The 24,863-nt window shown below is 34.4% G+C and carries 23 protein-coding genes; 4 read left to right on the plus strand and 19 right to left on the minus strand.

Features of this window, described 5'->3' with window-relative positions:
* The 10 genes from HND39_06465 to sulP all read right to left on the minus strand — a co-directional run bounded on the left by HND39_06465 (position 1) and on the right by sulP (position 14,540).
* Entirely contained in the window at positions 1 to 2,763 is a 2,763-nt protein-coding gene (locus HND39_06465) for a GHKL domain-containing protein (protein QKJ97908.1), read from the minus strand.
* A 1,098-nt stretch (positions 2,764 to 3,861) separates the two neighbouring features.
* Positions 3,862 to 5,532, minus strand: a complete 1,671-nt coding sequence (locus HND39_06470) for a hypothetical protein (GenBank protein QKJ95953.1) — start codon at positions 5,530 to 5,532, stop codon at positions 3,862 to 3,864.
* Positions 5,533 to 5,694: 162 nt separating this feature from the next.
* Positions 5,695 to 6,909 (minus strand): MFS transporter, encoded by a 1,215-nt coding sequence (locus HND39_06475; GenBank protein ID QKJ95954.1) that lies wholly within the window; start codon positions 6,907 to 6,909, stop codon positions 5,695 to 5,697.
* Between the two features lie 257 nt (positions 6,910 to 7,166).
* Positions 7,167 to 7,979, minus strand: a complete 813-nt coding sequence (locus HND39_06480) for a hypothetical protein (GenBank protein QKJ95955.1) — start codon at positions 7,977 to 7,979, stop codon at positions 7,167 to 7,169.
* 22 nt (positions 7,980 to 8,001) lie between these two features.
* Entirely contained in the window at positions 8,002 to 8,745 is a 744-nt protein-coding gene (locus tag HND39_06485; GenBank protein QKJ95956.1) for a BON domain-containing protein, read from the minus strand.
* Between the two features lie 365 nt (positions 8,746 to 9,110).
* Positions 9,111 to 10,229, minus strand: a complete 1,119-nt coding sequence (locus tag HND39_06490; GenBank protein ID QKJ95957.1) for a site-2 protease family protein — start codon at positions 10,227 to 10,229, stop codon at positions 9,111 to 9,113.
* 17 nt (positions 10,230 to 10,246) lie between these two features.
* Positions 10,247 to 11,020, minus strand: a complete 774-nt coding sequence (locus tag HND39_06495) for a zinc-dependent peptidase (protein QKJ95958.1) — start codon at positions 11,018 to 11,020, stop codon at positions 10,247 to 10,249.
* A gap of 223 nt (positions 11,021 to 11,243) precedes the next feature.
* Positions 11,244 to 12,296 carry an adenylate/guanylate cyclase domain-containing protein gene (locus tag HND39_06500; protein QKJ95959.1) on the minus strand — a complete coding sequence of 351 codons (1,053 nt, stop codon included), beginning with the start codon at positions 12,294 to 12,296 and terminating at the stop codon, positions 11,244 to 11,246.
* Positions 12,297 to 12,423: 127 nt separating this feature from the next.
* The gene (locus tag HND39_06505; protein QKJ95960.1) at positions 12,424 to 12,813 is read right to left on the minus strand and encodes a hypothetical protein; all 390 of its coding nucleotides are present in this window, start codon (positions 12,811 to 12,813) and stop codon (positions 12,424 to 12,426) included.
* A gap of 17 nt (positions 12,814 to 12,830) precedes the next feature.
* Positions 12,831 to 14,540: a sulfate permease gene (sulP, locus tag HND39_06510; GenBank protein ID QKJ97909.1), complete on the minus strand. Its 1,710-nt coding sequence runs from the start codon at positions 14,538 to 14,540 to the stop codon at positions 12,831 to 12,833.
* A 157-nt stretch (positions 14,541 to 14,697) separates the two neighbouring features.
* Between sulP and HND39_06515 the strand changes: the two genes are divergently transcribed.
* Together HND39_06515 and HND39_06520 are read left to right on the plus strand one after the other, a co-directional pair.
* A complete protein-coding gene (locus HND39_06515) occupies positions 14,698 to 15,312 on the plus strand; it encodes a hypothetical protein (protein QKJ95961.1) in 615 nt (204 codons plus the stop codon).
* Positions 15,313 to 15,349: 37 nt separating this feature from the next.
* Positions 15,350 to 16,336 carry a methyltransferase domain-containing protein gene (locus HND39_06520; GenBank protein QKJ95962.1) on the plus strand — a complete coding sequence of 329 codons (987 nt, stop codon included), beginning with the start codon at positions 15,350 to 15,352 and terminating at the stop codon, positions 16,334 to 16,336.
* A gap of 118 nt (positions 16,337 to 16,454) precedes the next feature.
* Here the strand turns inward: HND39_06520 and HND39_06525 are convergent, their stop codons facing one another.
* From HND39_06525 to HND39_06535, 3 genes are all read right to left on the minus strand, one after another.
* Entirely contained in the window at positions 16,455 to 16,805 is a 351-nt protein-coding gene (locus HND39_06525) for a GIY-YIG nuclease family protein (protein QKJ95963.1), read from the minus strand.
* Positions 16,802 to 17,452, minus strand: coding sequence for a hypothetical protein (locus tag HND39_06530; GenBank protein ID QKJ95964.1), 651 nt, complete (start codon positions 17,450 to 17,452; stop codon positions 16,802 to 16,804). The genes HND39_06525 and HND39_06530 overlap by 4 nt, the downstream gene beginning before the upstream one ends.
* 138 nt (positions 17,453 to 17,590) lie before the next feature.
* Positions 17,591 to 18,310 (minus strand): peroxiredoxin, encoded by a 720-nt coding sequence (locus HND39_06535; GenBank protein QKJ95965.1) that lies wholly within the window; start codon positions 18,308 to 18,310, stop codon positions 17,591 to 17,593.
* 217 nt (positions 18,311 to 18,527) lie between these two features.
* On the opposite strand from HND39_06535, the gene HND39_06540 reads away from it, so the two are divergent.
* A complete protein-coding gene (locus HND39_06540) occupies positions 18,528 to 19,757 on the plus strand; it encodes a SpoIIE family protein phosphatase (GenBank protein ID QKJ95966.1) in 1,230 nt (409 codons plus the stop codon).
* A gap of 36 nt (positions 19,758 to 19,793) precedes the next feature.
* On the opposite strand, the gene HND39_06545 is transcribed toward HND39_06540, so the two are convergent.
* The 3 genes from HND39_06545 to HND39_06555 form a co-directional block, all read right to left on the minus strand.
* Entirely contained in the window at positions 19,794 to 20,573 is a 780-nt protein-coding gene (locus HND39_06545; GenBank protein QKJ95967.1) for a class I SAM-dependent methyltransferase, read from the minus strand.
* A 20-nt stretch (positions 20,574 to 20,593) separates the two neighbouring features.
* A complete protein-coding gene (locus HND39_06550) occupies positions 20,594 to 21,019 on the minus strand; it encodes a DoxX family protein (GenBank protein QKJ95968.1) in 426 nt (141 codons plus the stop codon).
* A gap of 149 nt (positions 21,020 to 21,168) precedes the next feature.
* Positions 21,169 to 21,654 (minus strand): DUF2938 domain-containing protein, encoded by a 486-nt coding sequence (locus HND39_06555; protein ID QKJ95969.1) that lies wholly within the window; start codon positions 21,652 to 21,654, stop codon positions 21,169 to 21,171.
* A 443-nt stretch (positions 21,655 to 22,097) separates the two neighbouring features.
* On the opposite strand from HND39_06555, the gene HND39_06560 reads away from it, so the two are divergent.
* Positions 22,098 to 22,283 carry a hypothetical protein gene (locus HND39_06560; protein QKJ95970.1) on the plus strand — a complete coding sequence of 62 codons (186 nt, stop codon included), beginning with the start codon at positions 22,098 to 22,100 and terminating at the stop codon, positions 22,281 to 22,283.
* Between the two features lie 48 nt (positions 22,284 to 22,331).
* On the opposite strand, the gene rsgA is transcribed toward HND39_06560, so the two are convergent.
* The 3 genes from rsgA to HND39_06575 all read right to left on the minus strand — a co-directional run bounded on the left by rsgA (position 22,332) and on the right by HND39_06575 (position 24,851).
* Positions 22,332 to 23,405, minus strand: coding sequence for a ribosome small subunit-dependent GTPase A (gene rsgA / locus HND39_06565; GenBank protein QKJ95971.1), 1,074 nt, complete (start codon positions 23,403 to 23,405; stop codon positions 22,332 to 22,334).
* Positions 23,406 to 23,464: 59 nt separating this feature from the next.
* The gene (locus tag HND39_06570; protein ID QKJ95972.1) at positions 23,465 to 24,121 is read right to left on the minus strand and encodes a pyridoxamine 5'-phosphate oxidase family protein; all 657 of its coding nucleotides are present in this window, start codon (positions 24,119 to 24,121) and stop codon (positions 23,465 to 23,467) included.
* Between the two features lie 154 nt (positions 24,122 to 24,275).
* Entirely contained in the window at positions 24,276 to 24,851 is a 576-nt protein-coding gene (locus HND39_06575; protein QKJ95973.1) for a hypothetical protein, read from the minus strand.
* Between the last annotated feature and the right edge of the window lie 12 nt (positions 24,852 to 24,863).

Consider the following 24,863-nt stretch of genomic DNA (forward strand, 5'->3'; position numbering starts at 1 on the left):
TCAATTATTTTCTTTAGACAGTGTAATAATAAATTCTGTAAATTTACCTTCTTCTGTCTCAACTTCTAAATTTCCCTGATGTTGTTTAACAATAATATCATAACTCAACGATAAACCTAATCCTGTTCCCTCTCCGGTTGGTTTAGTGGTAAAGAATGGTTGAAAAATTTTATCCAGATGATCGGGCTGAATTCCGTTCCCATTGTCGCCAATTTTTATTTCAACCTTTCCGTTTAAGTTCTTTGTTGAAACTTTTAGAATTGGATTAAAAATATTTTCACTATTCTTTTTCTTATCATAAGCTGCATAGCAGGCATTATTAATTATATTCAAAAATACTCTGCTAATATCCTGTGGAACAACATTAATTTTCTCGAGGGATTTATCATAATCCTTTTCAATTGTAATATTGAATTCCTTGTCCTGCGCTCTCAACCCATGGTATGCAAGTGTAACATACTGATCAAGAAGATCATTAATATTTGTTAAAACTTTTTCACCTGAAGTTCCTCTTGAATGAAGAAGCATTCCCTTAACGATTGAATCAGCACGTTTTCCATGCTGATTTATCTTCTCAAGGTTTTGTTTTAAATTTTCAAGCAGTTCAATAACTTCTGTTTCATTTTTATTCTGCAATTCTGTTTTTACATCATCTATTAATTCTCTGGAAAGTTCAGAAAAATTATTTACAAAGTTCAATGGGTTTTTAATTTCGTGTGCAATGCCTGCTGTTAACACACCAAGTGATGCCATTTTTTCTGAATGAATAAGCTGTACCTGAGCCGCTTTTAATTCATCTAATGTTACTTCGATTTTATTTTTTGCATCTTCTAAATTACTGAAGTCTTCATATCGTGCATATGCCATTGAAAATGCTTCGGCTAATGTTCTTACTAAATCAAGTTTGTCTTCTGCGAGTGGTTTAACATCGCCAATGTAAAGCATTCCTTGTGCAAAAGGTACAAAATGTAAATCCAGCGATTTGGGTGGTTCTGCTGCACCTTGATATGTTTCTGCATTTGGTACCTGTCCGCTATTAATTAATGATTTAGTCCAATTTATAAAATCTTCTTTATTCCAATGTGCTATGTAAACCAACTTATTTCTCCAATGGTCAATCGTCCTACTAATAATCTCGTTCGTGTCGAAAGATAAGTTTAGCACTCCGAGTGATTTGCCATCTGGTGTTGTTAGATAAACATTCACTCTTTCTGACTTCTCGTAAATAATGTAAACGCCACATCGGAAAAAAGGCACACCAAGTGTTTTTAATTCGCGCCAGATAATCGGTGTGATCCGGTTAAGATCATCACATGTTCTCATCGAAGCAATCTCTGCACGAACACGATCAAGAGAGGCTTGTTTTATTGCTTCAACTGTACGCGCTTCTGCTTCTTTCAAATCCAGATATCGTCTATATGTAAGACTGAGTACAGAACTAAACCTTCTGAATATTTGAAGTTCATCTTCAGACAACTTGTTCTCCGTCCAAGCAAAAATAAATCCTTCTTTGAATGGAATGTTATGGCCGTATTGTACGACATCAAGCGGATAATCAGGATAAGCAATCTGAGGTTTTATTATTGAATAATATTTATTTATCTCTACTCCACGAAGTACCGGGAAATATTCTTTCTGAGTTTTCCAGTGATCAAAAATTCCATCAAGAACGGGATGACCTGTTTGTTTCAATTTTCCGGAAACTTCAATAATATCTCCATCTTTCGTAATAGATGTTGTTGTGAGATAAGTTGTACGTGTTTCCTCATCAATTCTTCCAACACCGCATCTCCATGGTAAAACATTCAGTGATTTTAATTCCTTAAAAAATAAACTAACGGTTTCGGATAAGTCTTCAGAAGTATGCATAGCCATTGCTTTTGCACGTACGCGTTCTAACGCTGCTTCAATTTTTGCTTCTCTTGCCTGAGCTTCTGCTTTTTGCAAGTCGAGGAAACGGGTATAAGTTTGCTGAAATACTTTTCCAAAACGCAAAAGTATTTTATTCTCATCATCGGTGTAAGGAATAGCGGAAAAATTTTCAATGTACAATCCAACAGTATCTAATAACACTGTGGAAACAGCAAGACCCTTGCATTGCAAATAAAATTTCTTTGCTTCTTCAGGTATCTCAAATAGTTTAAAAAGGGATAGATAGAAATCATTTTTTTCTTTGAAATTCAACAGGTCGGTGTGAAAGGGGATTTCCTTTGCTTTTGCCTCCAAAAAACTGTTCCAGGTTGGTGTATCAAAGTATGGAATGATAGCAAAGAATGGTTCAATGTTGGGGTCAGCCAGCCAGATGTGCATGTCATCGTGAACTTTATAATCAATATAAAAACCTGCGTGTTCTGCATTGATTTTGAGATGCACAAATTGTTCAAGCACCACCCGAATCACATCTTTCAGCTCGTCACTTTTATGCATTGCCAAAGACCGGCTTCTTACTCTTTCCAATGCTGCTTCAATCTGAGCTTCTCTTGCTTGAGCGATTGCCAGTTCAATATCCAGAAATCGTTGATACGCAAGTTCAAATACTTTTAGAAATCTCTTGAATAAATTAATTTCTTCTTCAGTTAAAAGATGATACGTTGAAATTCCGAGTGCAACCGGACCAAGCGAGAACCAATAATAGCTAAGCGAGGAAGCCGTCTTTAAATATTTATCAATAAAAACATTCGTAGTTTTTTGGTAGTCAATCCAGTCTTTAACTTTTTTGCCTTTTATATGGGTGATGAAAGTTTCTCCCTTACCCTTAAGCATTTGTTGAGCAAATTTTTTATGAAGTTTATTGTTGGTATAAATTGTTTCGGTGATAATTGTTTTATTATGCTTTGCATAATATTCATAGTTCATATATGTACCACGTTCTTCGTAGAAGATGGCAGTCTGAACATTGCGTATTTCTTTAACATTTAATAATTGAAGCTGAAGGAAGACTGTCTTACAAACATCGAGCATATCAGAAGGAATTTTCATTCCCATTGCAACAGCCCGCACTCTTTCAAGTGAAGCTTCAATCTTTGCTTCCCTTGTCTGTACTTCGGCAAGAGCGATATCAGTATATCTTTTGTAAGCGAGTTCAAATACGTTACGGAATTTTTTAAGTAAACTTATTTCTTCAGCACAGAGTGGATTATCATACATTGATAAACCCAATGCACCAGGTCCGATGGAATAAAAATAAAAGTGAACTGATTTGGCTTTATCTAATTTTGGATCAGCAAATTGATTATCTAATTTCCTGTAATTACGGAACACCTCCAGTGATTTCCCATTGAAACTATCATTTAGAAATGCATTTGCTGACTTTTTAATTGTCTCCGCCAGATTGCGGGCCCTGGGATGTTTATTGTATTCTGCTTCTTCAACTATACCTTTTTTATAAGCCGTGAAGTATTGATAATTGAAATAAGAATTTTTATGTTCAATGAGAATAACAGTCTGCACATTACGAAGGTTTTTCACGCCAAATGTTTTGAACTGGTCTGAAATGATCTTACAGACTTTTACCATATCTGAGGGACGTTTCATTGCAAGAGCTGAAGTCCGAACTTTTTCCAGGGCAGATTCAATTTTAAGTTCGAACTTTTTTGCCGACAATTCTTTTTCAAGCTTTGTAAGCTTACGTGTATCCTGCTGCAATTTTTTTTTCATTTAAGATTGACGGATCAGTTTAAATAGTAAAATATGAAGTAATACTTTTAATGATATAAATTCCTTTTCTTAAGTAACTTACTTCAAAAACAAAAAATCAGCAACTATTGGTGATTGGCAACACAAACCAGACATTTCTTTCAGGTGATATACCAATCCACCAACCGATTTTAGTTGAATTATGAGATTACAGATAAAATCAATTCAGATATGTGTCGCTAAACTTTTGGCGTGTACTATCTGTTGTCTTGTTGAACTGTTATTTAGTTTCAATAGTTGATTATAATAATATTCTGTTTTCTTTTTATCGCCAATTAATTCGGCTGATCTTCCAGCACCGAAAATTGAGTTGAATCGATTCGGATTTTTTTTCAACGATAACTCATATTGAATTAGTGCATCCTTTGGACGATTCAATTCCATATACAGATCTCCAAGCATTTCTCTTGCAGGCAATAAAGTTCCCGGTGTAACGGGATTTTTTTCTGTTGCATCTTCAAGATCTGCTGCAACAATCATCATTTCTAAAGATTTCTCCATTTCATTTTGTGTATATAGTTCCCACGCTTTAACAACTTTCTTTTGTATTTCTATTTGATTAATCCAGTACCTGTTTGATTCAACATCTGTGAAAGTTTTTTGAAGCTCTTCTAATTTTTGAATTGATTGTTTTGTAATTTCTAAGTTCTTGATTCTTCCGGCTCCGATTCCTCTTGCATAATAAATAAGAGCTTCATACTGTGGAAATTTTTCCCAAGGAAAGTTTAAATGTGAAAGAGATATATGTGCTGCTTCGGTCCAGTTCTGGTATTCAAGAGCCATTCTGCCAGGAATCGCAGCAAGCGAATATGCAATTTGGGGTAATGGCTGAAATGATCCATGGAGCGTATCAAGTATATCAGAGATTTCTTTTGCCTTTTCGAATTGTGATAGTTGTAAATATGCATATACTGCATAGTCGAGAGCATGGAAATAGTGATTTGATATTTGACCATTGACAGGCATTTTCCATGCAGCAGCAGCAGATCTCAAATTCAGGTCGATAGATTCCTGCCAGTAACCAAGCCTTGTAAAGATATGGGTGGGCATATGCAATGCATGAGGGACTTCCGGTGCAAGCATATAATATTCTCGTGCAACTCTGATTGCATTTAGTGCAAGCGGAGGATAGTCATACGCGTGAATCGCATAATGAAATGCAGCAGGATGATCGGGAATTATTTTCATTACTTCTTCGCAAATCGCACCAGCTTCAATTTGTTCCTTGTACGATTTATCAGTTGGATTGACTGTTGCAAGCATTGATAACACAGAAAACATTTTTGCTTCAATATCATCAGGCAATTGTTCTGATGCAGTCTTCCACCCAATTCTGAATGCTTCTAATCTTTCCGGCTCTGTTTTATTTACTCCATCTTCAAAGAATGAAGCAACAGCAGCCCCATAAAGTTTTTCCTTTTCAGTCTCTGCAAGCTTTAAAGCATTCTGACAAAGTGCAAAACCATCGTTTAAAGTTTTCTCATCGGGAATGTCCGGCCATAGAGGATGAATCAATGTCATTGCCTTCCCCCAGTATCCCCAGAAACAATCTTTATCCAGTTCTATAACTTTATTGAAAGTATATTCTGCATCGTCGTAAGTCATATGATGAATCAATGCAATTCCGAAAGCGATTAGAGTATCAAGTTTCGGACTACATCCATCAGAAAACTGAACTGTACCACACATAATATCTGGAGTCAAGTAGGTTTTTTGTGTATTGGATACTTTTTGATCTGAACAAGATATCGTGAAGAGTAATAAAAATATAACCGAGAAAATTAATTTCGTTAAGAGATTTTCCTCTGTAGTTTGTTCGGAGAGCACTCGTTTCATTTAATCCTCCTAAAATTATTGACCTACAATTCCGACAAAGATAAACTCATTATTTTTTTGATTTAAATTACTGCTGACCGGAAAGGTTCGTTTAAAGTAACGACTTAATGCAGTGACTGAAAATTAGTAATAAAAGAATTGAAGGCAAATTGCGATGATAAATTAATTTTTTACTGACTGCTTGATATCTTTTGCCCAAACAGCAAACCAAACTGTACCTATCACTCCGCAAACAGATGCAGTCATAAAATTTGTAAACGGCGAAATATTCCAAAGGAATGCACTGCTTAAAGCTGCCCCCGAAACAATTACATCTCTGAATAAATAATAAGTTCCGAATGTTTCTGCTTTCGCACCATCCGGTGCAAGATCCATTATTAATGATTTTCGTGTTGGTTCCCCAAATTCTTTCAATCCTCGTACAACGAATGCAAACACAAGGGCTGTAAATGATTCAGAAAAATAAATTATTATTGGAAAGATTGTAAAAAAGATAAAAGTTATCAGAATGAAAGGCTTCTTGAAATGTCTGTCCGCGTAATAAGCAACCGGAATGTAAATCAACATTGAAGTTATCATTTCAACAGCAGTTAAAATTCCAAACTGAAACGCACTGATGCCAAGATAATTCACGCACCAGATTACCACAAAAGCGTATGGAATTTGCTCAGCAAATCTTATGAGCATATCAGACACTAATAAATTTTTAAGTGACGGGTTAAAATATTTTAACCTGAGCAATTCTTTTATGTTACTGCTTTTAGGAGCAACAATTTCATCTTCCATTAGAAAATAGACCACAAGAAGAGATATAATTCCAAGGACAAAAGCAGCAATGAATGAAATTCTTATTCCTGATGTAGTTCCATAAATCGAAATAATAGTTCCCCCAAGCAAAGGACCAAGCGACATCGGAATTCTTTTTACAATTGAATGAACTGAAACTCCCATCGCTCTTCTGTTTGAAGGAACAGCCTTTGAAATTAAGCTCATAATTGCCGGAAGCGAAACCGCGCTCCACGAAATAAAAAAAACAGACCCGATAAAAACAGCTTGCCATGATTGAAAAATAATTACGATAAGATATCCAAGCATCGCAACTGAAGTAAACAACATCAATGCTTTTTTGTATCCTATTCTATCGCTCAAATATCCACCGGGGAATGAATACAATGCACTTAAAAGATTATCCATTGCATTTAAGAATCCAACCGCAAGGTTTGTTCCACCGATTGCAAGAATGTAAAGAGGAAGAAATCGTTCCCCCATTTTTTCTCCAAGCATAATTAGTACGACCATTATAATCATACCTGTCATGCTTTTGTTAAGCCCGAAGAAGTTAATGATACGTTTTCTTAATGAAGTTGACTGATTCATAAGTTTAAGCTGAAAATTCAGGTGTGTAAGTTCGCTATTCGTTTTCTTGTTTCAAAAAGCTGCTGATCATAATCAAGAGAAAAATTATTTTGATGCCTGAATCAAAGTTGGCTAAACTTAAAACTTTATAAGCAATATCAAAAAATATTTTAAGCAATGGACGAAAAATTAAAGGGCGGGACTTATGTAGTAATGCTCATCTCTTGAAGTGTTTTTAATTGGAGATTCATTTTCATCATTTGAAGAAGGATAACATATTATTTTTGAGACGTGTTACTTTTTTCCCGTTGTATTTGAAATTCCTTTTTTGGCATTAAAATATTATCTCTCACTCGTTGAGAGCTTTTTACGATTCTTTTGTTTTCATCAGGAGACAAAGTCATTTTTTGAATTTGTCTTGGAGGCAGTTTAACCTTTTCATGATTTATCATTACATCTGAAACGTTCCTTCCAGTTGATTGTTCGATAGTGAACTTGCTCGGTGGAACTCTGTTATTTTTTTTCGTACCGTCTAACTCATTAATTCTGGCAGGTGGATTAGATATTGCATAATCATGAATATCATCCTTTGTGAAGTCAGCAAGTTTAACAACATGCCAATGACTATGTTCACCGCTCTCCCATGGGTTTCCATAAATAATTCCCGGTGGAGGCAAAGGTGCCCAGCCAACAAAATCATCATAGGTTATCCACATTACATTTGCTGGCGCCCAATTATTGTCAGAAGGTATCCAAACCCAGCCGTAAAACGGATCGTTGTACCAATATCCATAATGATATACAATCCAGCCAAAAGGTTCATAAGAAATCCATGTCCAGTTTCCATCTGCAAAAGCCCAATGTCCATAATCAAAAGGTATCCATCCATTTACAACAAACGGCTGCCATGCTTCACCATAAGGATTTACATCTACCCATTCTCCATAGGTATTAAGATCATCAATATCATAGCTACTATGACCGGAATAATCTGAAATGTTTTCAGTTGAAGAGCAGCTCACAGCTAACAGAAACAAAAGCCCTGCCGATACCAGATGAAATATCTTCAATAAAATTTTTCTCTTATTCATTTTAATATTTTATTTATGATTTTTATGAATTGTTTATAATTTTCATTTCATTTACAACATTCTTAACTCCAATAATACGTTGGATATCTTCCTGAATATGGTTCTTTGCATACAAGTCGTTCACCGTACCATACAGATTAACGGAACCATTATTTATATCAAACATAATATTTTTCTCAAGTGGAAAATTATTATTAAGCAGGTCAATTATAATTTCAGTTAAGTTGGCATCACTTTTTGCAGCTGACGGTGACATTACGCTTATGTGATCTATTAAATCAGATACTCCATCCTGCCAGGATGCAATAGTCTGCATCATTAGTTTCTCCCTGAAATAACTTACTGTCCCTGACAAAGTTACTACTCCATTATTAACTTCAATTTTGATTTTTTCTGGTTCGAGAATAGCGTCATTTAATTTAGTTTCATTTTCTATGTTAGCTTTAATTATATCATCTGCAGTAATAACGTTTTGAACCTGTATGTTGTTATGTATTTCTTTAACGCCTTTAACTTCAGAGACCAATTCACCAATTTTTAATTTGTCAAACAGAGTATTGACTTCTCCGCTAATTGATACAATTCCGTTTTTGTCGGCTGAAATCTTAAAATTTTCTGTGTAATAATTTTCAATTTTGTTTTCAACATCGGTTACTAATTTGCCCGTGTCGATTTGTGAAACACCTCTGTTAGTTACCATCAGAGAGAGCATTGTTGAAAGAAACAGCAGACTTTTAATAGAAATTAATCTTCTTAATGCGTTCATTTTAAATTCCTTTTAAATATTATTTCATTATACAGAGGTAAATTTGTTATGGAATAATTAACAACTGGTTAACAACGAATTAAAATATTTTAATGTTTGTGAAATTGGCATTATTCACTCTAATAGAAGTCATTATCAAAAAGATCAAAATGGGTTGCTGAGGAGAAATTAGTTAGGCTTTTGTCTGGTAAATCCTGTTATTTTATTTCGAGGTGATGAAACCATCAATAAGATCAGGTTGGTAACAGACAGGAATTAGAAGAGTTTATGTCAAAAAGATGATTGAATCTATTTTTTTGTAAAGAGAATTTTCAGATAGTAGAAATTTAGTGGTTGTACTATCAGCAATTCGATATGTTTTATTTTTAATGACCAATTCTGTGAAGTTCAAACATAAATTTGATTACAGTATCACGACTTAAAATTCCCACATACGTTTCTCCCTCAGTTACTGGTAATTGTGCGATACCATTTTCATCCATTAATTTTAATGCATTTAATAATTGTGCGTCAGCATTAATTTTAATAATGTTTGTCTCGGGAATCATTAAATCTTTTATGGTTTTGAATTGTCTCTCTTCTTTGGGAACAGAATTAATCTGATTGGGTGTTATAAAACCAACAACCGAATTATTTTCTTTGACAAGTAAACATCTTCGATTGGCGCCAATAAAATGATTATCAATTATCTCCTGAATATTTGAATCTGGATACACTATACCAAAATCAGTTGACATTGCTTCACTAACAAGATGTCCGGACAGAAGTTCGTCCAAAGCCTGTCTTCTAATCTGAGATACTGCAGCATTGTCAAGAAACCAACCGATAAATGCTATCCACACACCATCTATAAAATTATTTTGGAAAATTTGGAATATGCCGATCATAATAAATAAGAAACCGAAAAACCTTCCAACATTTGCCGCGATTGTGGTGGCTTTTTTAATATTCTTTGTTATACCCCAAACAATTGCTCTAAAAACTCTTCCGCCATCCAGCGGAAAACCCGGAATTAAATTGAACACTGCTAAAATAAAATTTATATATGAAAGGTAATGAAAAGGTGCAGCAAGATATTCACTGCCTTTAAAGGCTTTGTCTAATAAATAAAAAATTCCGGCAAGTAAAAAACTTGTAATCGGACCAGCAATTGCAATCCAAAATTCGGCTGATGATTTGGGTGGTTCTTTGGTAATCTCAGCAACACCGCCAAATATAAAAAGAGTTATTCTTCTAACTCTAAGCTTATATTTTTTTGCAATAATTGAATGACCGAGTTCATGAAGCACTATACTCAAAAAGAAAATAAATGAAGTTACAAGTCCTACAAACCAGTAAGAGAATTTTGTCCAGTCTTTATATTCTTGAGGAAAATAATTTTGAGCAAGCATCCAGGTTAGCAATACCAAAATTAAAAACCATGAATAATCCAGATAAATAGGCACACCAATAATTTTTCCAATAGAAATATGATTGTCTTTCATAAAATTTTTTTCCTGCTTTACTTTTTCAGAAACATTCCGGCGGTATCTAATTTATAGAAACTTTTGAATTGTTCATATAACTCCGGATGTAAATTCTTAAGTTCCATTGGTCTTTCAAAAAAAAATTCAGTTGCCACAGCAAAGAATTCTGCAGGATTAGTAGCTCCGTAATTATCAAGTAAGTGATGTTTATGTTGAATGATTTCACTTAATAATTTATTGTATTCTTTTGTTAATACCCTTGCCCAAACAATATAAGATGAACGCTTATCAAATTCAGGAATACCCTCGGCAGCTCCTGATTCGTTATCAAGCTGGTGAGCAAATTCATGAAAAATAAGATTATGACCATCATGAATATCGTTAGTGTCTTTTAAAATCTCGTTCCAAGCTAATACAATTTGTCCACGTGACCAGGATTCACCAAGTCTTGCCTGATATCCTTCTATTACTGAACCATCTTCCATTCTCTGATTGAATGGTGCATAATAAGCATCGGGATAAACAAGAATAGTTTTTAAAGTCGGGTAGATATCATTCTGTCTTCCTAATAGTAAGAGACACGCTTGAGCAGCGATAGTTATTTTAATTTCATCTGTTATTAAAAGACCTTCACAACCTTCAAATATTTTTTCATTTAGAAAAATTTGTATTAATCCATGAAGTTCTGTTTTCAAATCATCGGAAAGGTAATTATAGAATCTGACATTTCTATTTATTATTTCTTTCCATTCTGATTTCAACTCTGTTGCACGAAGTTTTTCTCTTTTCCTTTTTCTAAATCCGAACAAATGTTGCTCTTTAATTTTATCGAATATTAATTATTTGCTGACTTCAAATTTATTACCAGTCTTTTTTAAAATATTTTTTATTCCAAGCTCTGTTTTAAAAGAATAAATTACTAATAAAGATAAATTGTGCTATTTGTTGTCTTGATTAAAAAACTTAGCGATATCATTAAAAGAAAAGCAATAAGAATAACCTGTTTTTTACAAATTTTTATTCGAAATTAATTTAAACCTCAGCAATACTCTTCAAACCGAAAATTTTAACTTTCATCTCTTTTCCCTTTAACTGGAGTTCGCCAACAAATTCAGAGCGAAGATATTCAGGAAGCTCAATATTTTGAAACATATATTCACTAATTAAAAACGTCTGATCATACTTATTACATTCTTCCTGTATTCTTGCAGTTGTGTTAATTACATCACCATGATAAACAATTTCTTTTTTTATTGTACCAATCCATGTTACAGAAACAAATCCTGCATGTAAAGCTGCTTTGAATTGTGGATGAACTCCATATTTTTTCATGTACTCGTTTTTATTCCACTCAATAGCGGTCAGAATATCAAAAAAACAATTAATACATCTGGCGTACTTCACCCCCTGATTAAAAGACCATGTTAAAATAATTTCATCACCAATGTATTGATAGATCTCCGCTTTTGACATAAGAATTGCGCCAGTCATATCATGGAAATAGTCAATCAGAAAAGAACTGTATTTTGTATTTCCAATCCTTTCGGCGATTGCTGTGGATGATTTTAAATCAATAAAAAGAAAAATTTTATTTACTTCCTCAGGAAGATGATATCTGCCGGTAACATATTTTAAAAGATCGCCAGGTCTGTGAAGTCTTCTTATCTGCAATATTGCAATAGATGCTGTTGAAATTAATGCAATGATCGAGATATCTCTTGGAAAATTTTCCCTGTTGATAGCACTATAGAGTGATTCACTGATTGGCAGATCTTTTATTAAAAAATTACTCGCTGTATTAATTAATATTTCGTGAAATACAATCACAGCCGAGTAAACTATTGTTCTGAACAGGAGTAGAAAGAAATATGGTTTTCGTCTGAATCTATCTAAAAATAAAAATTCTTCACACAAACCAATGGAGGTACCAACTAAAAATCCAATGAAAAATCCTCTGATCGTTGGTTCAGGAATATCAAGGTTATCTGTGTAATGTATCAGAAATCCGATTATAGTACCGGTTACAGTTCCGATTACGGTGTAGATTAATACATTAGATAATTTGTAATTCCTGGTTACAAACATTTCTTTCTAATTATGATGATTGAAGACAGTACAGAATTAAACTGATAGCGATGGTACAAGTTAAAGAAAAGTTTAGGATCGTTGAAAATTTTTTATGATGAACGGAATCAGAAGCAATTTCTGTGAACTACTTTTTAATTTTACCGCTTATTAGTGGTGCAGAAAGATTATTAATTAAAACTAATACCCACAATCTGCCATCTAACAAATTATAATCAGCGAAAAGTTTCTGCCAGGAATTTCCCATTACGTAATGCCCGAATAAAAACTCGAAAATTATTGTTATCACAACCCAGAATAATCCGACGCCGAGCAAAGTTTTTGTTTCCTTAACTTTCATCTTTTTTATGAAGAAGTAAATTATAATAAATTGAACAATGAGAAAGAGTATTGTTCCGATTTGATGTGCAGTCTGTTCGCCGAATTGCGGAAGTAGAACATTAACCCGGAATGTTGCAACAATAATTGCACTAATTGTAAGTATGAACCAGATGCCGAGTGATTTTATGTAAAGCAAATTATAAAAGTTTTGAATTATTTATTTCGATCTCTGGCAACAGTTGGATAAAAATCTGAAGGTCTTCCAAGTTTTGGTAACCCAAGAATTTCTCTTGTGCGATCAAGAGCATCATCAATATTCCCGTGAACATTCTCTTCCCCAATCTTTTCAATAAAATCTGCCTGAGCCAAGGCTATTAATGGTTGAGTATGAACACCTGATAAAACCAGATGAGTCCCATGTTTTTTTGTGTCTTTCAAAAGCTGTTCAAGTGCATGAATTCCTGTTGAATCAATTGCGGGTACATCGCGCATTCTGATTATTATAATCTTTGGTGGATTTTCAATAATTCTCACTGTATCTCTGAACTTTGAAACCGCACCAAAAAAGAAAGGACCATTAATTTCAAAAACTTCAACGCCATCGGGAACTTTTTTATTCTGTATCGAATTAATATCAACTACTTCATCCACATCTTTCAATTCTTTTGTGATAATTCCAACATTGGTGACCATTGCCATCCTTCTCATAAATAAAAATACCGCCAATATCATTCCTATCTGAATTGCGATTGTCAGATCGAAAATTATTGTGAGAAAAAATGTTGTCAGCAAAACAGCCAGATCACTTTTGGGGTATTTAAAGACTTCAACAAAAGATCTCCACTCACTCATATTATAAGCAACAACAATTAAAATTGCAGCAAGTGTCGCCATTGGGATAAGTTTTGCCCACGTTCCGAAGAATAACATTATTAATAAAAGAACAATTGCATGAATAATTCCAGCGACAGGTGTTCGTCCTCCGTTTTTGATATTCGTTGCAGTTCTTGCAATTGCACCAGTTGCAGGAATTCCTCCAAACAAAGGAGTTACAATATTTGCAGCACCTTGAGCAACTAATTCCATATTTGAACGATGTCTTCCACCAATCATTCCATCGGCAACTACAGCCGAAAGTAACGATTCAATTGCAGCAAGTAAAGCAATTGTAGTGGCAGGACTAATCAAATTTCTGATTACTTCAAGATCAAAGTGTGGAAGAGTTGGCGAAGGAATTGATGATGGAATTTCTCCAAACCTGCTTCCGATAGTTTCAACAGGTAGATGAAATATTTGAACAAGCAAAGTTGATATAATTATTGCAACTATTGAACCGGGAATCTTGTGAGTTATTTTTGGAAATATTAAGATTGTGATTAAGGAAATTGCACCAATCAATAGCGACCAGTAATTAATAGAAAATAAATTCTGTGAATAAATAATCCACTTCTGAAAAAATTCTGATGGGACTGTTCCTATGTTCAATCCTAAAAAATCATTTATCTGGGATGAAAAAATTATCAGTGCAATTCCACTGGTGAATCCAATAACAACAGGATGAGGGATAAATTTTATAATCGAACCAAACCTGGCAAAACCCATAATCACCAGAATTACACCAGCCATTACTGTTGCAAGTATTAATCCATTCATTCCATATTGCTGAACAATTCCATATACGATTATGATGAAAGCACCGGTTGGTCCGCCAATCTGAACTTTACTGCCTCCGAGAAAAGAAATTATGAATCCGGCAATGATTGCAGTAATTAATCCTTTTTCAGGAGTGACACCTGAAGCAATTCCAAAAGCAATAGCCAATGGTAAAGCAACAATACCTACAATAATTCCAGCGGTTAAATCGGAAGTGAATTGCTTTTTTGAGTAGCCTTTAAGAGTGGTGAATAGTTTTGGTTTAAGTATCAATAAATAAGCTAAACCTTAAATAGTTATTAATAATTGAGCAAAGATAATTTGAATTTATTTTCTCATCAATACGTTATTTATTCTTTAACGCGAATTTAGCAGTACACGTCAATTTTCTTTAAGTTCACAAAAACAAAAAAGGAAAATATTTTTTATGAAATCAGTTCTTATAATTTTATTTGCTATTGTACTTATTGCCGGATGCAGCTCTTCCAATAAAATTTCAAATAGCTGGAAAAACCCTGAAGCCACGGCAGAATCAATAAAGTTTCAAACAGTTGCTGTTTTTGCGATGGTTAAAAATCCTGATATGCGAATGCAAACAGAAGAAACAATCGCCAGTCAAATGCCAAACACTATAGCAGTTCCTGCATACAAGCTTGTTACCAATGAAGAACTTGCTGATATAAGTGAAGTAAAGAAAAAACTTAGTGAAAGAGGAATTGAGGGCGCACTTGTCCTATCGGTAAGAAATGTTGATCAAAAAACAACTTACTATTCTTCAGGTATGTATCCTTCAGCTTATTATAGTTTTGGCGGTTATTACAATTACGCCTGGAATTATATGTACGATCCGTATATGTATTCCAGTTCCAATGTTTATGTGGATATTGAAATTCTTATTTATTCATTGAAAGATGATAAGCTTGTCTGGTATGGAGAAAGCACTTCAATTAATCCTGAGAGCATCGAACAAACAATTTCGGAGCTTGCTGTTGCGGTAAAAAATCAATTGATAACGGATGGATTACTTGATTCAACTCAATAAGAAATGATTGGTCAAATTGCAAAGTGGAGAATCTAAAATGAATGATATTAAGTCTGCTGAAGATATCCGTGAATTAGCAAATGCTTTCAGGGAGAGCCGGACATTTTTAACAGCATTCGAATTAAAAATATTTACCTCCCTTGATAAACACTTGATGACTTCTGATGATGTGGCACAAAAATTAAATTCAGATCCGAGAGCAACTGACCGGCTGATGAATGCTTTGTGTGCAATGGGATTGTTGAAAAAAGTTCACGGAAAATTTTATAACTCAGATTTGTCTGCCAAATATCTTGTGGAGGGCAAACCTGATTTTATGGGGAATATTTATCACGCGAATAATCTCTGGAATGACTGGAGCAGTCTTACCGATTCAGTAATTAAAGGAAGTTCACAGCGCAGTATTATAAATAAGTCAGAAAACGATAACTGGGTTGAATCATTCATTGGGGCAATGCACTACCGTGGAGTTAATCAGGGAAAAATTCTTGCGATGATGATTGATATTTCCAATGTTAAAAATATGCTTGATGTTGGCGGTGGTTCAGCAGCTTTTTCTATGGAAATTGTGAAAAAGAATCCCTCTATCAGTGCGGTTGTGCTGGATCTTCCTTACGTTATTCCTTTAACAAAAAAATATGTGAGTGGAGCCGGTTTGTCAGATAAATTCAATTTTATTGAAGGCGATTATCTTACAACAGAACTTAAAGACAATTATGATTTGATTCTTCTTTCAGCAATAGTTCATATAAATAATTACGATCAAAATAAAATGCTTGTAAAAAAATGCGCTGATGTTTTAAACAAAAACGGTATGATTATAATAAATGATTTTGTTATGAATGAAGACAGAACTCAACCGCGACAAAGTGCGTTGTTTGCTTTAAATATGCTCGTTGGAACTGAGAATGGTGATACATATACAGAAAAAGAAATGAGAGAGTGGTTTGAATCGGCTGGTCTTTCAAAAATCGAAAGAAAAAATACTTCCTTCGGTTCTGATCTGATGATTGCAGTAAAATAAAAAGTTTCGTAAAAACTATTGGTTTCGAAGCGTTATCAAAATCAACAAATCGTTTCGCTCATATCGTTTATGATAATCATCGGCTTCTTTTTAACCAATCAGAATAAGAGTTGACTTATTACTTTTTATTATAGAAACTAACTCCTTCTTTTTTCAGTTTTTCGATCCACATATCCTCCAGAGTTAACAGCTCTTTATCTATTTCCTGTTCTGTTTCATCTTTTAATTCAAGCTTATCAATTACTTTTACTTTAAAATTTTTCTCACCGAGTCTTTTGTAATCATCAATCAACTGTTGAAACGGAAAACTTCCCATCTTTAAAGTGAATTCAAATCTTCTTAATACAGCAGGAAGATCTTTACTTGTACCAATAAACATATTATTATCAACAACATTATGAACTGCAAAAATTCCCGCAGGTTGTTTCTTCAATTTATAATCTTCTTTAATTTGTTTTTTGTTTATCATTCAGCCATCCTGTTTTTATCAATCCAATATCCCCAAAGAATTATCAGCCATTGTGCATTACCAACAATTCCAATTGCTTTAACCGAATCTGGTGGTGGACCGAAAAGGTTTGAAATATAAATCAGAATTAAAAAAACGACCAGTCCGATCAATGAATAAGTTCCTGTTTTATTTTTAGTCTTTGTGACTTTGTAATAGAGATAAATACCTATTCCGAAAATCAGTCCTTCTAAAATGATCGTTGCAGTAAAACTGTTCCACAAACCGAGTCCAACTTTTAATTCAGACCCGGGAAATATTGGCAAATCTGGAATGTGAACCAGAAAATCTAAAACCCAATGACTTACTACAAATACACCGAGAATGATTGAAGTCTTCGCATTTTTTTTAATTAAAAAATAAATTACTCCGAATATCACTCCCCAAATGATTGCAGCAGCCAGACTGTGAGTAAAAGGATAGTAATTAAAATTAAGCGGAGTAACGTTAGAAATTCCCGGTTCAATTTTAACTTTTTCAATTCCGAGCAAAAGAAGTATTGGCCATAGAAGATCAATCCATTGTGCAGCCATAAAGTAAGTTCCAAGAGAAGCAGACTTGCTGAATTTCTTTCCGGCAAATCCAGCACCGAAATGTCCAAGGAACATAATTACCTCCTTAAGTAAAAAATTATCGTCGTTTACAAGTGTAACAATTTAAAATAATCGAACTGAATTGACAATCACAAAATAAAAAACCGCAGATAAATTATTCTGCGGTTTATAAGAAACAATTGAAAATAATTTTTACTTTTTCTTTAATACTCTTTTAATTATTTCGTCCTTTGCAACTGGTTTTGTACAGAAGAACCAGTCATGGCATTTAACATCCTTATCTTTTCCCTCCATCCTGTCTTTTGCTGTTCCGCACGAACCGGCTGTAGGAACAATCACATCATCACCAGGTCTCCAATCAGCAGGAGTTGCGACACTAAACTCATCTGCTGTCTGAAGCGCCACCAAAACCCTGTAAAGTTCGTCAAAGTTTCTACCGAGACTTAAAGGATAATAGATAATTGTTCTGATAATTCCTTTAGGATCTATGAAGAAGACAGCACGTACTGCTTTAGTTGTACTTTCACCCGGTTGAAGCATTCCATAAGTTTTAGCAACATTCATTGTAATGTCTTCAATCAATGGAAAAGTTACTTCAACATTCTTCATTCCTTTATATTCAATTTTTTCTTTTATCGTTCTCAACCATGCAATGTGACTGTATAACCCATCAACTGAAAGCCCAACAAGCTGGCAGTTTGCTTCGTTGAATTGTTTTTCCATTGTTGCGAAAGTCATAAACTCAGAAGTACATACTGGCGTAAAATCTGCAGGATGACTGAAGAGAATTACCCATTTGCCTGAATAATCTGCGGGGAAGTTTATTTCGCCCTGAGTTGTTACGGCTTTAAATGCTGGTGCTTTTTCACCTATTCGTGGCATTGATATTAAGTTTTGAGTTGTTTGTTCCATTGAAATGTCTCCACTGTTAAATTAATGTTTTAAGTTACAGTAATATGATGCGTCACAGCAAATTAAGATTCCTTCCAGCAAAATATTGTTAATCAAAATTTTGCAAAACGATCGTCAGTGTCCACTGCTAATTACATCAATAAATATTCTTTGTTAATTGTTTTTTAATATCTATAATTGCACAACTTCAAACATCTGTTTATCATCATCAAAAATTATGGACCAGGAAAGACGAATTAAAGAACTTTTACTATTGCAGCGCTCTGCACAAAAGCTAAACTTAATTTTAGATCTTGAAGTTCTTCTTGAAGAAATCGCTAATGATGTGGGAGAAACTTTTGGTTATCTGCGAACCGGGATTTTATTGAAAGACAACGAATCAAATGAGCTTGAAATTGCTGCTGTTCGTGGCTGGACAAAAAATTATCATATTAAAGGAGATCGTTTTAAGATTGGCGAATATGGAATTATTGGGCAAGTTGCCGCAACAAAGAGAACTTACTATGCACCAGATGTTACAATAGATCCATACTACAAAGTGAGTGAAGAATCCACCCGTTCAGAGGTAGATATTCCTCTTATGATTAATGAGAGATTGATTGGAGTATTTAGCATTCAGCATCATGAGACTAACGCATTTGATCAGGCGAGAATTCATTTACTTGAGTCATTAGCCGCTAACATTTCGATTGCAATAGAAAATGCAAGATTGTTCCGCAGCGAGAAACTTGAACGCGAAAGAATTTCCAACGAACTGAAAGACGCCCGAAATATTCAGCTTCATCTTTTCCCTCAAAAGTCTCCCGAATTAGCCGGGTTTAATATTAACGGAATATGTCTTCCCTGTCTTGAAGCAGGAGGGGACTGGTTTGACTACATTTCTCTCGGAGATGGTAGAATCGGAATTGTACTTGCAGATGTTTCAGGAAAAGGTATGGGCGCTGCATTATTGATGTCTTCAACCAGAAGTATGCTCAGACTTGTAGCAGATAAAGAATCTTCTCCCGGCATAGTTTTGAAACTTGTAAATGAACTGCTGATTAAGGATTTCCCTACCACAAAATTTGTAACGATAATCTATGCAATTTTGAATCCAAACAATAAAACTCTTGTCATTGCAAATGCCGGACATCTTTCTCCTGTATTATCTGATGTATCCGGTACAATATTGTTGAATACGAACTCGGGGCTTCCACTTGGCATCAGTGAAAGCATATTCGGTGAGACTGAAATCAAGTTATCATCCGGAGATAAATTGCTCTTTTATTCCGATGGTGTAACGGAAGCGATGAACAAATCTGAGGAAGAATTTGGGACAGAAAGACTTATTGAACTTGTGCGGATGAAATCATTAACGGTTAATGATGTAATTAATAAAGTAAAAGAATATACAGCCGGTCATCCGCAGAGCGATGATATTACTGTGGTGATGATTGAAGCGGAATGACAATTTACTATTCCACTCTAAATTTTCTGTAAAGAATTAAATTTTAATTCCTTCTGCTAAAATAAAATTATTGTACATATTTATACTGCCATCTTTCTTCTTAAACTTTTCGATTGATATTAATACTGCCTGCTTCACTTTATCATAGGATGAATAATTGATTGCTTTCTTTGCCGGACCCGAAGAAAGTATTCCTGTCAAAGCTGTTTGGGTGTCGGGATAATATCGCTGACAAGTCACAGTTAATTTTCTGCCGAACTTAAACCCTGCATTCGAAACAGATGATTCAATTTCTCCTTCTTTTGATAAATTGAATGGAACAGTATAATTATCCGGCTGATTTGAAAATTTGTTGAAAACTTTAAAGTAAGAAAACGAATCACATTCATCCGGTTTTCCCCAAACTGAAATAAGTAAGCTCCCCATATTTTTAAGTATGCGATAAACTTTCAGAAATGTTTTATGCAAATCATCAGCATATTGAAAAGAATTATTTCCGAATACGAAATCGAAAGTATTATTAGCAAATTCAATTGTTTCCATATTGCCATTAATAAAAGTACCCTTGGGTAAACGTTCTTTTGCTGAATCAACTGCACTCTGCGATAAATCAATCCCGGTTATTTCACATCCAAACCTTGAGGCTAACATTAAAAAAATTCCAGTGCCGCAACCAATATCAATTATAGAATGTTTTGGATTTAGATTTATTTGCTCAAGAACTTTTTCATAAAGCGGAATGAAAGTATTTTCCTGAACGCTCCAATGCTGTGCTGATGAATCCCACAAATTTTTATTATCTTGATGAATTCTCACAATTTTCTGACAACTGATTCTTATGATTTTATCTTCCGGTAAATCAGATTATCAACCGAAAATTTTCCGGCTCCAGCAATTGCAAATGTTATAAAGACAGATAGAAACATAAATGCTTTCTCTTTTACAAAATATCCGTCGTCTGCATGAATGATAAATCCGGCGACTATCATTGTGATAATTAATGGAACAACAGCAAATCTTGTTGCAAATCCGAAAATCAAGAATAGAGCGCAAAAAAATTCAGCAAATGTTGCGAGGAGAAGTGATGCTGCCTGACCGATTCCAATCGGGTTAGCAAATTCAATCGGACCACCTTCAAACAACGACAGCAATTTTCCTGTTCCGTGTACAATTATAAAAACACCAATCGTTATTCGAAGAAATAATAAAGCAATATTTATTTGATGCTCGTGATTTCCGGGATTTAATAATTTCTTTGTCATTTTGCTTTACCTTTTTTTGAGTTGAAAAAACTTACATTGTAAAGATAATATTAGTAATGAGCCCGATCATTCACATAAGATAAAAAAGAGAGTTAACGTAGGTTAATAGCTTGAGAGTTTTTCCTTTATATCAAATCTATATGAGAAAGTTAGAATATTGCATTTAACAAAACTGCACTCACATATAACCCAATTCCGTACATCAGATGAGTGCCTAAACTTTTTAACCGGAGTAAGTTCGGATTTGGTAACTTGGATGATGCAATCCCAAGTCCAAATGCCGGCTGCATTATAAAAAATGGTCCGACTGCCGTCATTAGACCAATTATAATTGCAGGAAAGAAACTCGGTCTATCTAGCCAGTTGATTCCATAAACAACAATTAGTATGAAAGCGAAAGTAATACCTATCAAATAATGAACAGCCCAGCCAATTATTAACTCGTGTGGTATTGGCGGTGTGTCCTGAATTTTATTGTGCAAGAATTTTCCCTTGGAAAAATTTCCTATCCAGCGACCGACGTATCGATAGTCAAGAGATTTTATTTTAAATAATTTAAGAAATGAAACCCATAAATCGATTGCCAATGTTGCACCGATTCCAATCGCCATAATTTTCAATATTATAATTATCATCTTCCTTTCATCTTCTTTACATCTTTCATTGTAGAATGAAAGAACTTGCCAAACTTATTATCCTTCGGTTTGTCAACCTGAACTTGCCTGCCTGACGGCAAGGCAGGTTTCAGGTTCTCTAATTAATTCAAAAGCTAACAGTGAGATTCCGAAACAAACACAGATCCTGAAATAAATTCAGGATGACCTTTGGTCAGTTCGGAATGACGACAGGCTGAAAATACTATCTCTCTTTCATCTTCTTCACATCTTTCATTGTGGAATGAAAGAACTTGCCAAACTTTTTATCCTTCGGTTTGTCAACCTGAACTTGCCTGCCTGACGGCAAGGCAGGTTTCAGGTTCTCTAATTAATTCAAAAGCTAACAGTGAGATTCCGAAACAAACACAGATCCTGAAATAAATTCAGGATGACCTTTGGTCAGTTCGGAATGACGACTGACTATGTATATCATCTCCCTTTCATCTTCTTCACATCTTTCATTGTGGAATGAAAGAACTTGCCAAACTTATTATCCTTCGGTTTGTCAACCTGAACTTGCCTGCCTGACGGCAAGGCAGGTTTCAGGTTCTCTAATTAATTCAAAAGCTAACAGTGAGATTCCGAAACAAACACAGATCCTGAAATAAATTCAGGATGACCTTTGGTCAGTTCGGAATGACGACTGACTATGTATATCATCTCCCTTTCATCTTCTTCACATCTTTCATTGTTGAGTGAAAGAACTTGCCAAACTTTTTGTCCTTCTGTCTTTTTTCAACGTATGACATTTCATTATACAACGATTCTTTATAGATTTTTATGTAGTTGTTATATCGCTCTTCTGAAATTTCTTTTCGATGTAGAGCATCCAGAACTGCACAACCGATTTCAACTGTATGAGTACAGTCTTTGTATTTGCATAGAAAAGCCAGATCATCTATTTCGTTGAATGTATCGCCAAGTCCCGACTCATTTGAAATCACTCCAAGCTCGCGCATTCCCGGATTGTCAATTATTATCGCTCCGTTTTCAAGAACAATCAGCTCGCGGCGAGTGGTGGTGTGTTTCCCCCTTCCGTCTTTTTCTCTTGTTGGCTGAGTTTTGTAAAGCTCCTGGTGGATTAAATTATTCAGCAAAGTTGTTTTGCCGACACCGGATGAACCAAGCAAGCAGTAAGTTTTATAGGGCGTGAAGAACGACTTAATGTTTTCAATATCGCTGGCAGTGTTATTACTGAAAGCTTCAACATTTACATCAGGAAGGATTTTACGGATGTCATTTTTCTTCTTTTCAATTTCTTCCGGACTGATAAGATCACTTTTACTTAAAAATATTACCGGAGTAATTTTGCCTTCGTTTATCATTACGAGGTAACGCTCAAGCCGTCTTAAATTAAAATTAGAATCGAGAGACTGCATAATGATCGCAGTATCAATATTCGCAGCGATAAGCTGGTAATCAACTTTTTTGCCAGACGCTTTTCTTTTCAGTAATGATTTACGTGGAAGTATTTCGTGAATAATTGCAAGCTCATCATCATCGAAGAGTTGTGTATAAACCCAATCACCGACAGCAGGCATATCAAGCGAGTCCTCCGAGTTAAACAAAAACTTTCCTGTTAGCTCTGCATAAATTTCTTTTATTCCGTTGGAAACAACAAAGCTGTTTTTGTTTACGCTTATTACTCTTGAGATATTAAATTCGGTTTTAGATAAATCAACTTTATCTTGAAACCAATTATCGAAGCCAAATTTTTCTGTTTCATTCATATTTTACTCTGGTCTGCTAAAGTCGCTCCTTAACAGAGTTTAAAGGATACAAAAATAAATTATAATTTTGATTTAATAAGTTTGTTGACATAATCCGGAAGAAGAATTCCTGATTTAAGTTTTGGATCCGCATTTGGTTGTTCAAACTTTTTTGAAAATGGTAAAACACCAGCCCAAACCGGCAAATCATAATCTTCTTCTTCATCCTTTGGCGGACCGGATCTTATTTTTGCTGAAGCTTCGTCTATCTTAAGTGAAACAACTGAAGTTGCATTAAGTTCTTTTTCGTTTGGCTTTCTTGCATCATCCCATCTGCCCGGAATGATATGATTTGTTATTGCTTCCAGAGCATTGAGTTTTTCATTTTTATTTTCAATCAATTTGCCTTTACCAAAAATCACCACAGATCTGTAGTTCATTGAATGATGAAAAACCGATCGTGCCAGAACAAGTCCATCTAAAATTGTAACTGAGACAGCTATTTCTTCACCACTGGAAATTTGTTTAAGAAGACGGCTGGCTTTTGCTCCGTGAAAAACAAGATGTTCATTTATTCTTGCGTGAATAGTTGGAATGATAAACGGGTGTCCATCCTGAATAAAACTAATGTGGCAATACAAAGCTTCATCAATAATTTTATTGATCGTTTCAGAATCGTAAAATCCTCTTTCAGGAATGCGATTGACTTTTATTTTTTTACCTGGTTTATGCTTCAAGTATTTACTTCCTAAAAAAATTAAATCAACTTTATTGTCGAATCAATCGTTTTAAACTGAGTGATTGGATGTTGTTCATAGTATATGCTGTTGAAGACGAATAATACAAAAGTGATGTATAAAATAGGATTTGAAAGATTAGAAATGCTATATACTATAATTTGAATTTTAGCCTCTTTGAAAAAAATTTACTATGAGACTTTGTTTTTAGGATAAACTGTTTTTCATAACCAATCATTTCTTGAGCGAATTTCTTAAAAAGAAACCAATATGCACTTTCCTTATTAACAACTTTGGCAACACCACTGTTATCAGTAATATACCAAAAGTTCTCACTTTGCCAGATGCGAATTGCATGATAAGCAAACATATAAAAAACCACTTCTCTTTTAATGAGTCCGCTGTTCTTCATTAGTGCAAGTTCTTCATAAAAGCCAAGAAATTTCAATTTTTGTTTATAAGGAATGGTCTTAAGTTTCTCATCGTCATTCTCAATTAAGGTGAACAATCCCTGAAATTCTTTATTATCAATATAACGTTCTCGCATCTTTAAAAACTGCTCACTCCTTCTTTGTACTAATCCTTTCCTGTACTGTAAAATGCCAAATAATAATGTGAACAAAGCAACCAAGGCCACTATGAATGGGGCATAATCTTTAAACTCAATTGTGTTCAAATGAGTCTGAGAATTTTCGTGAACTTGTAATAATATTAATAAAAAGTTTTGCATATAATTAATTGA

The organism is Ignavibacteriota bacterium, from assembly GCA_013285405.1.
GTDB lineage: Bacteria > Bacteroidota > Ignavibacteria > Ignavibacteriales > Ignavibacteriaceae > IGN2.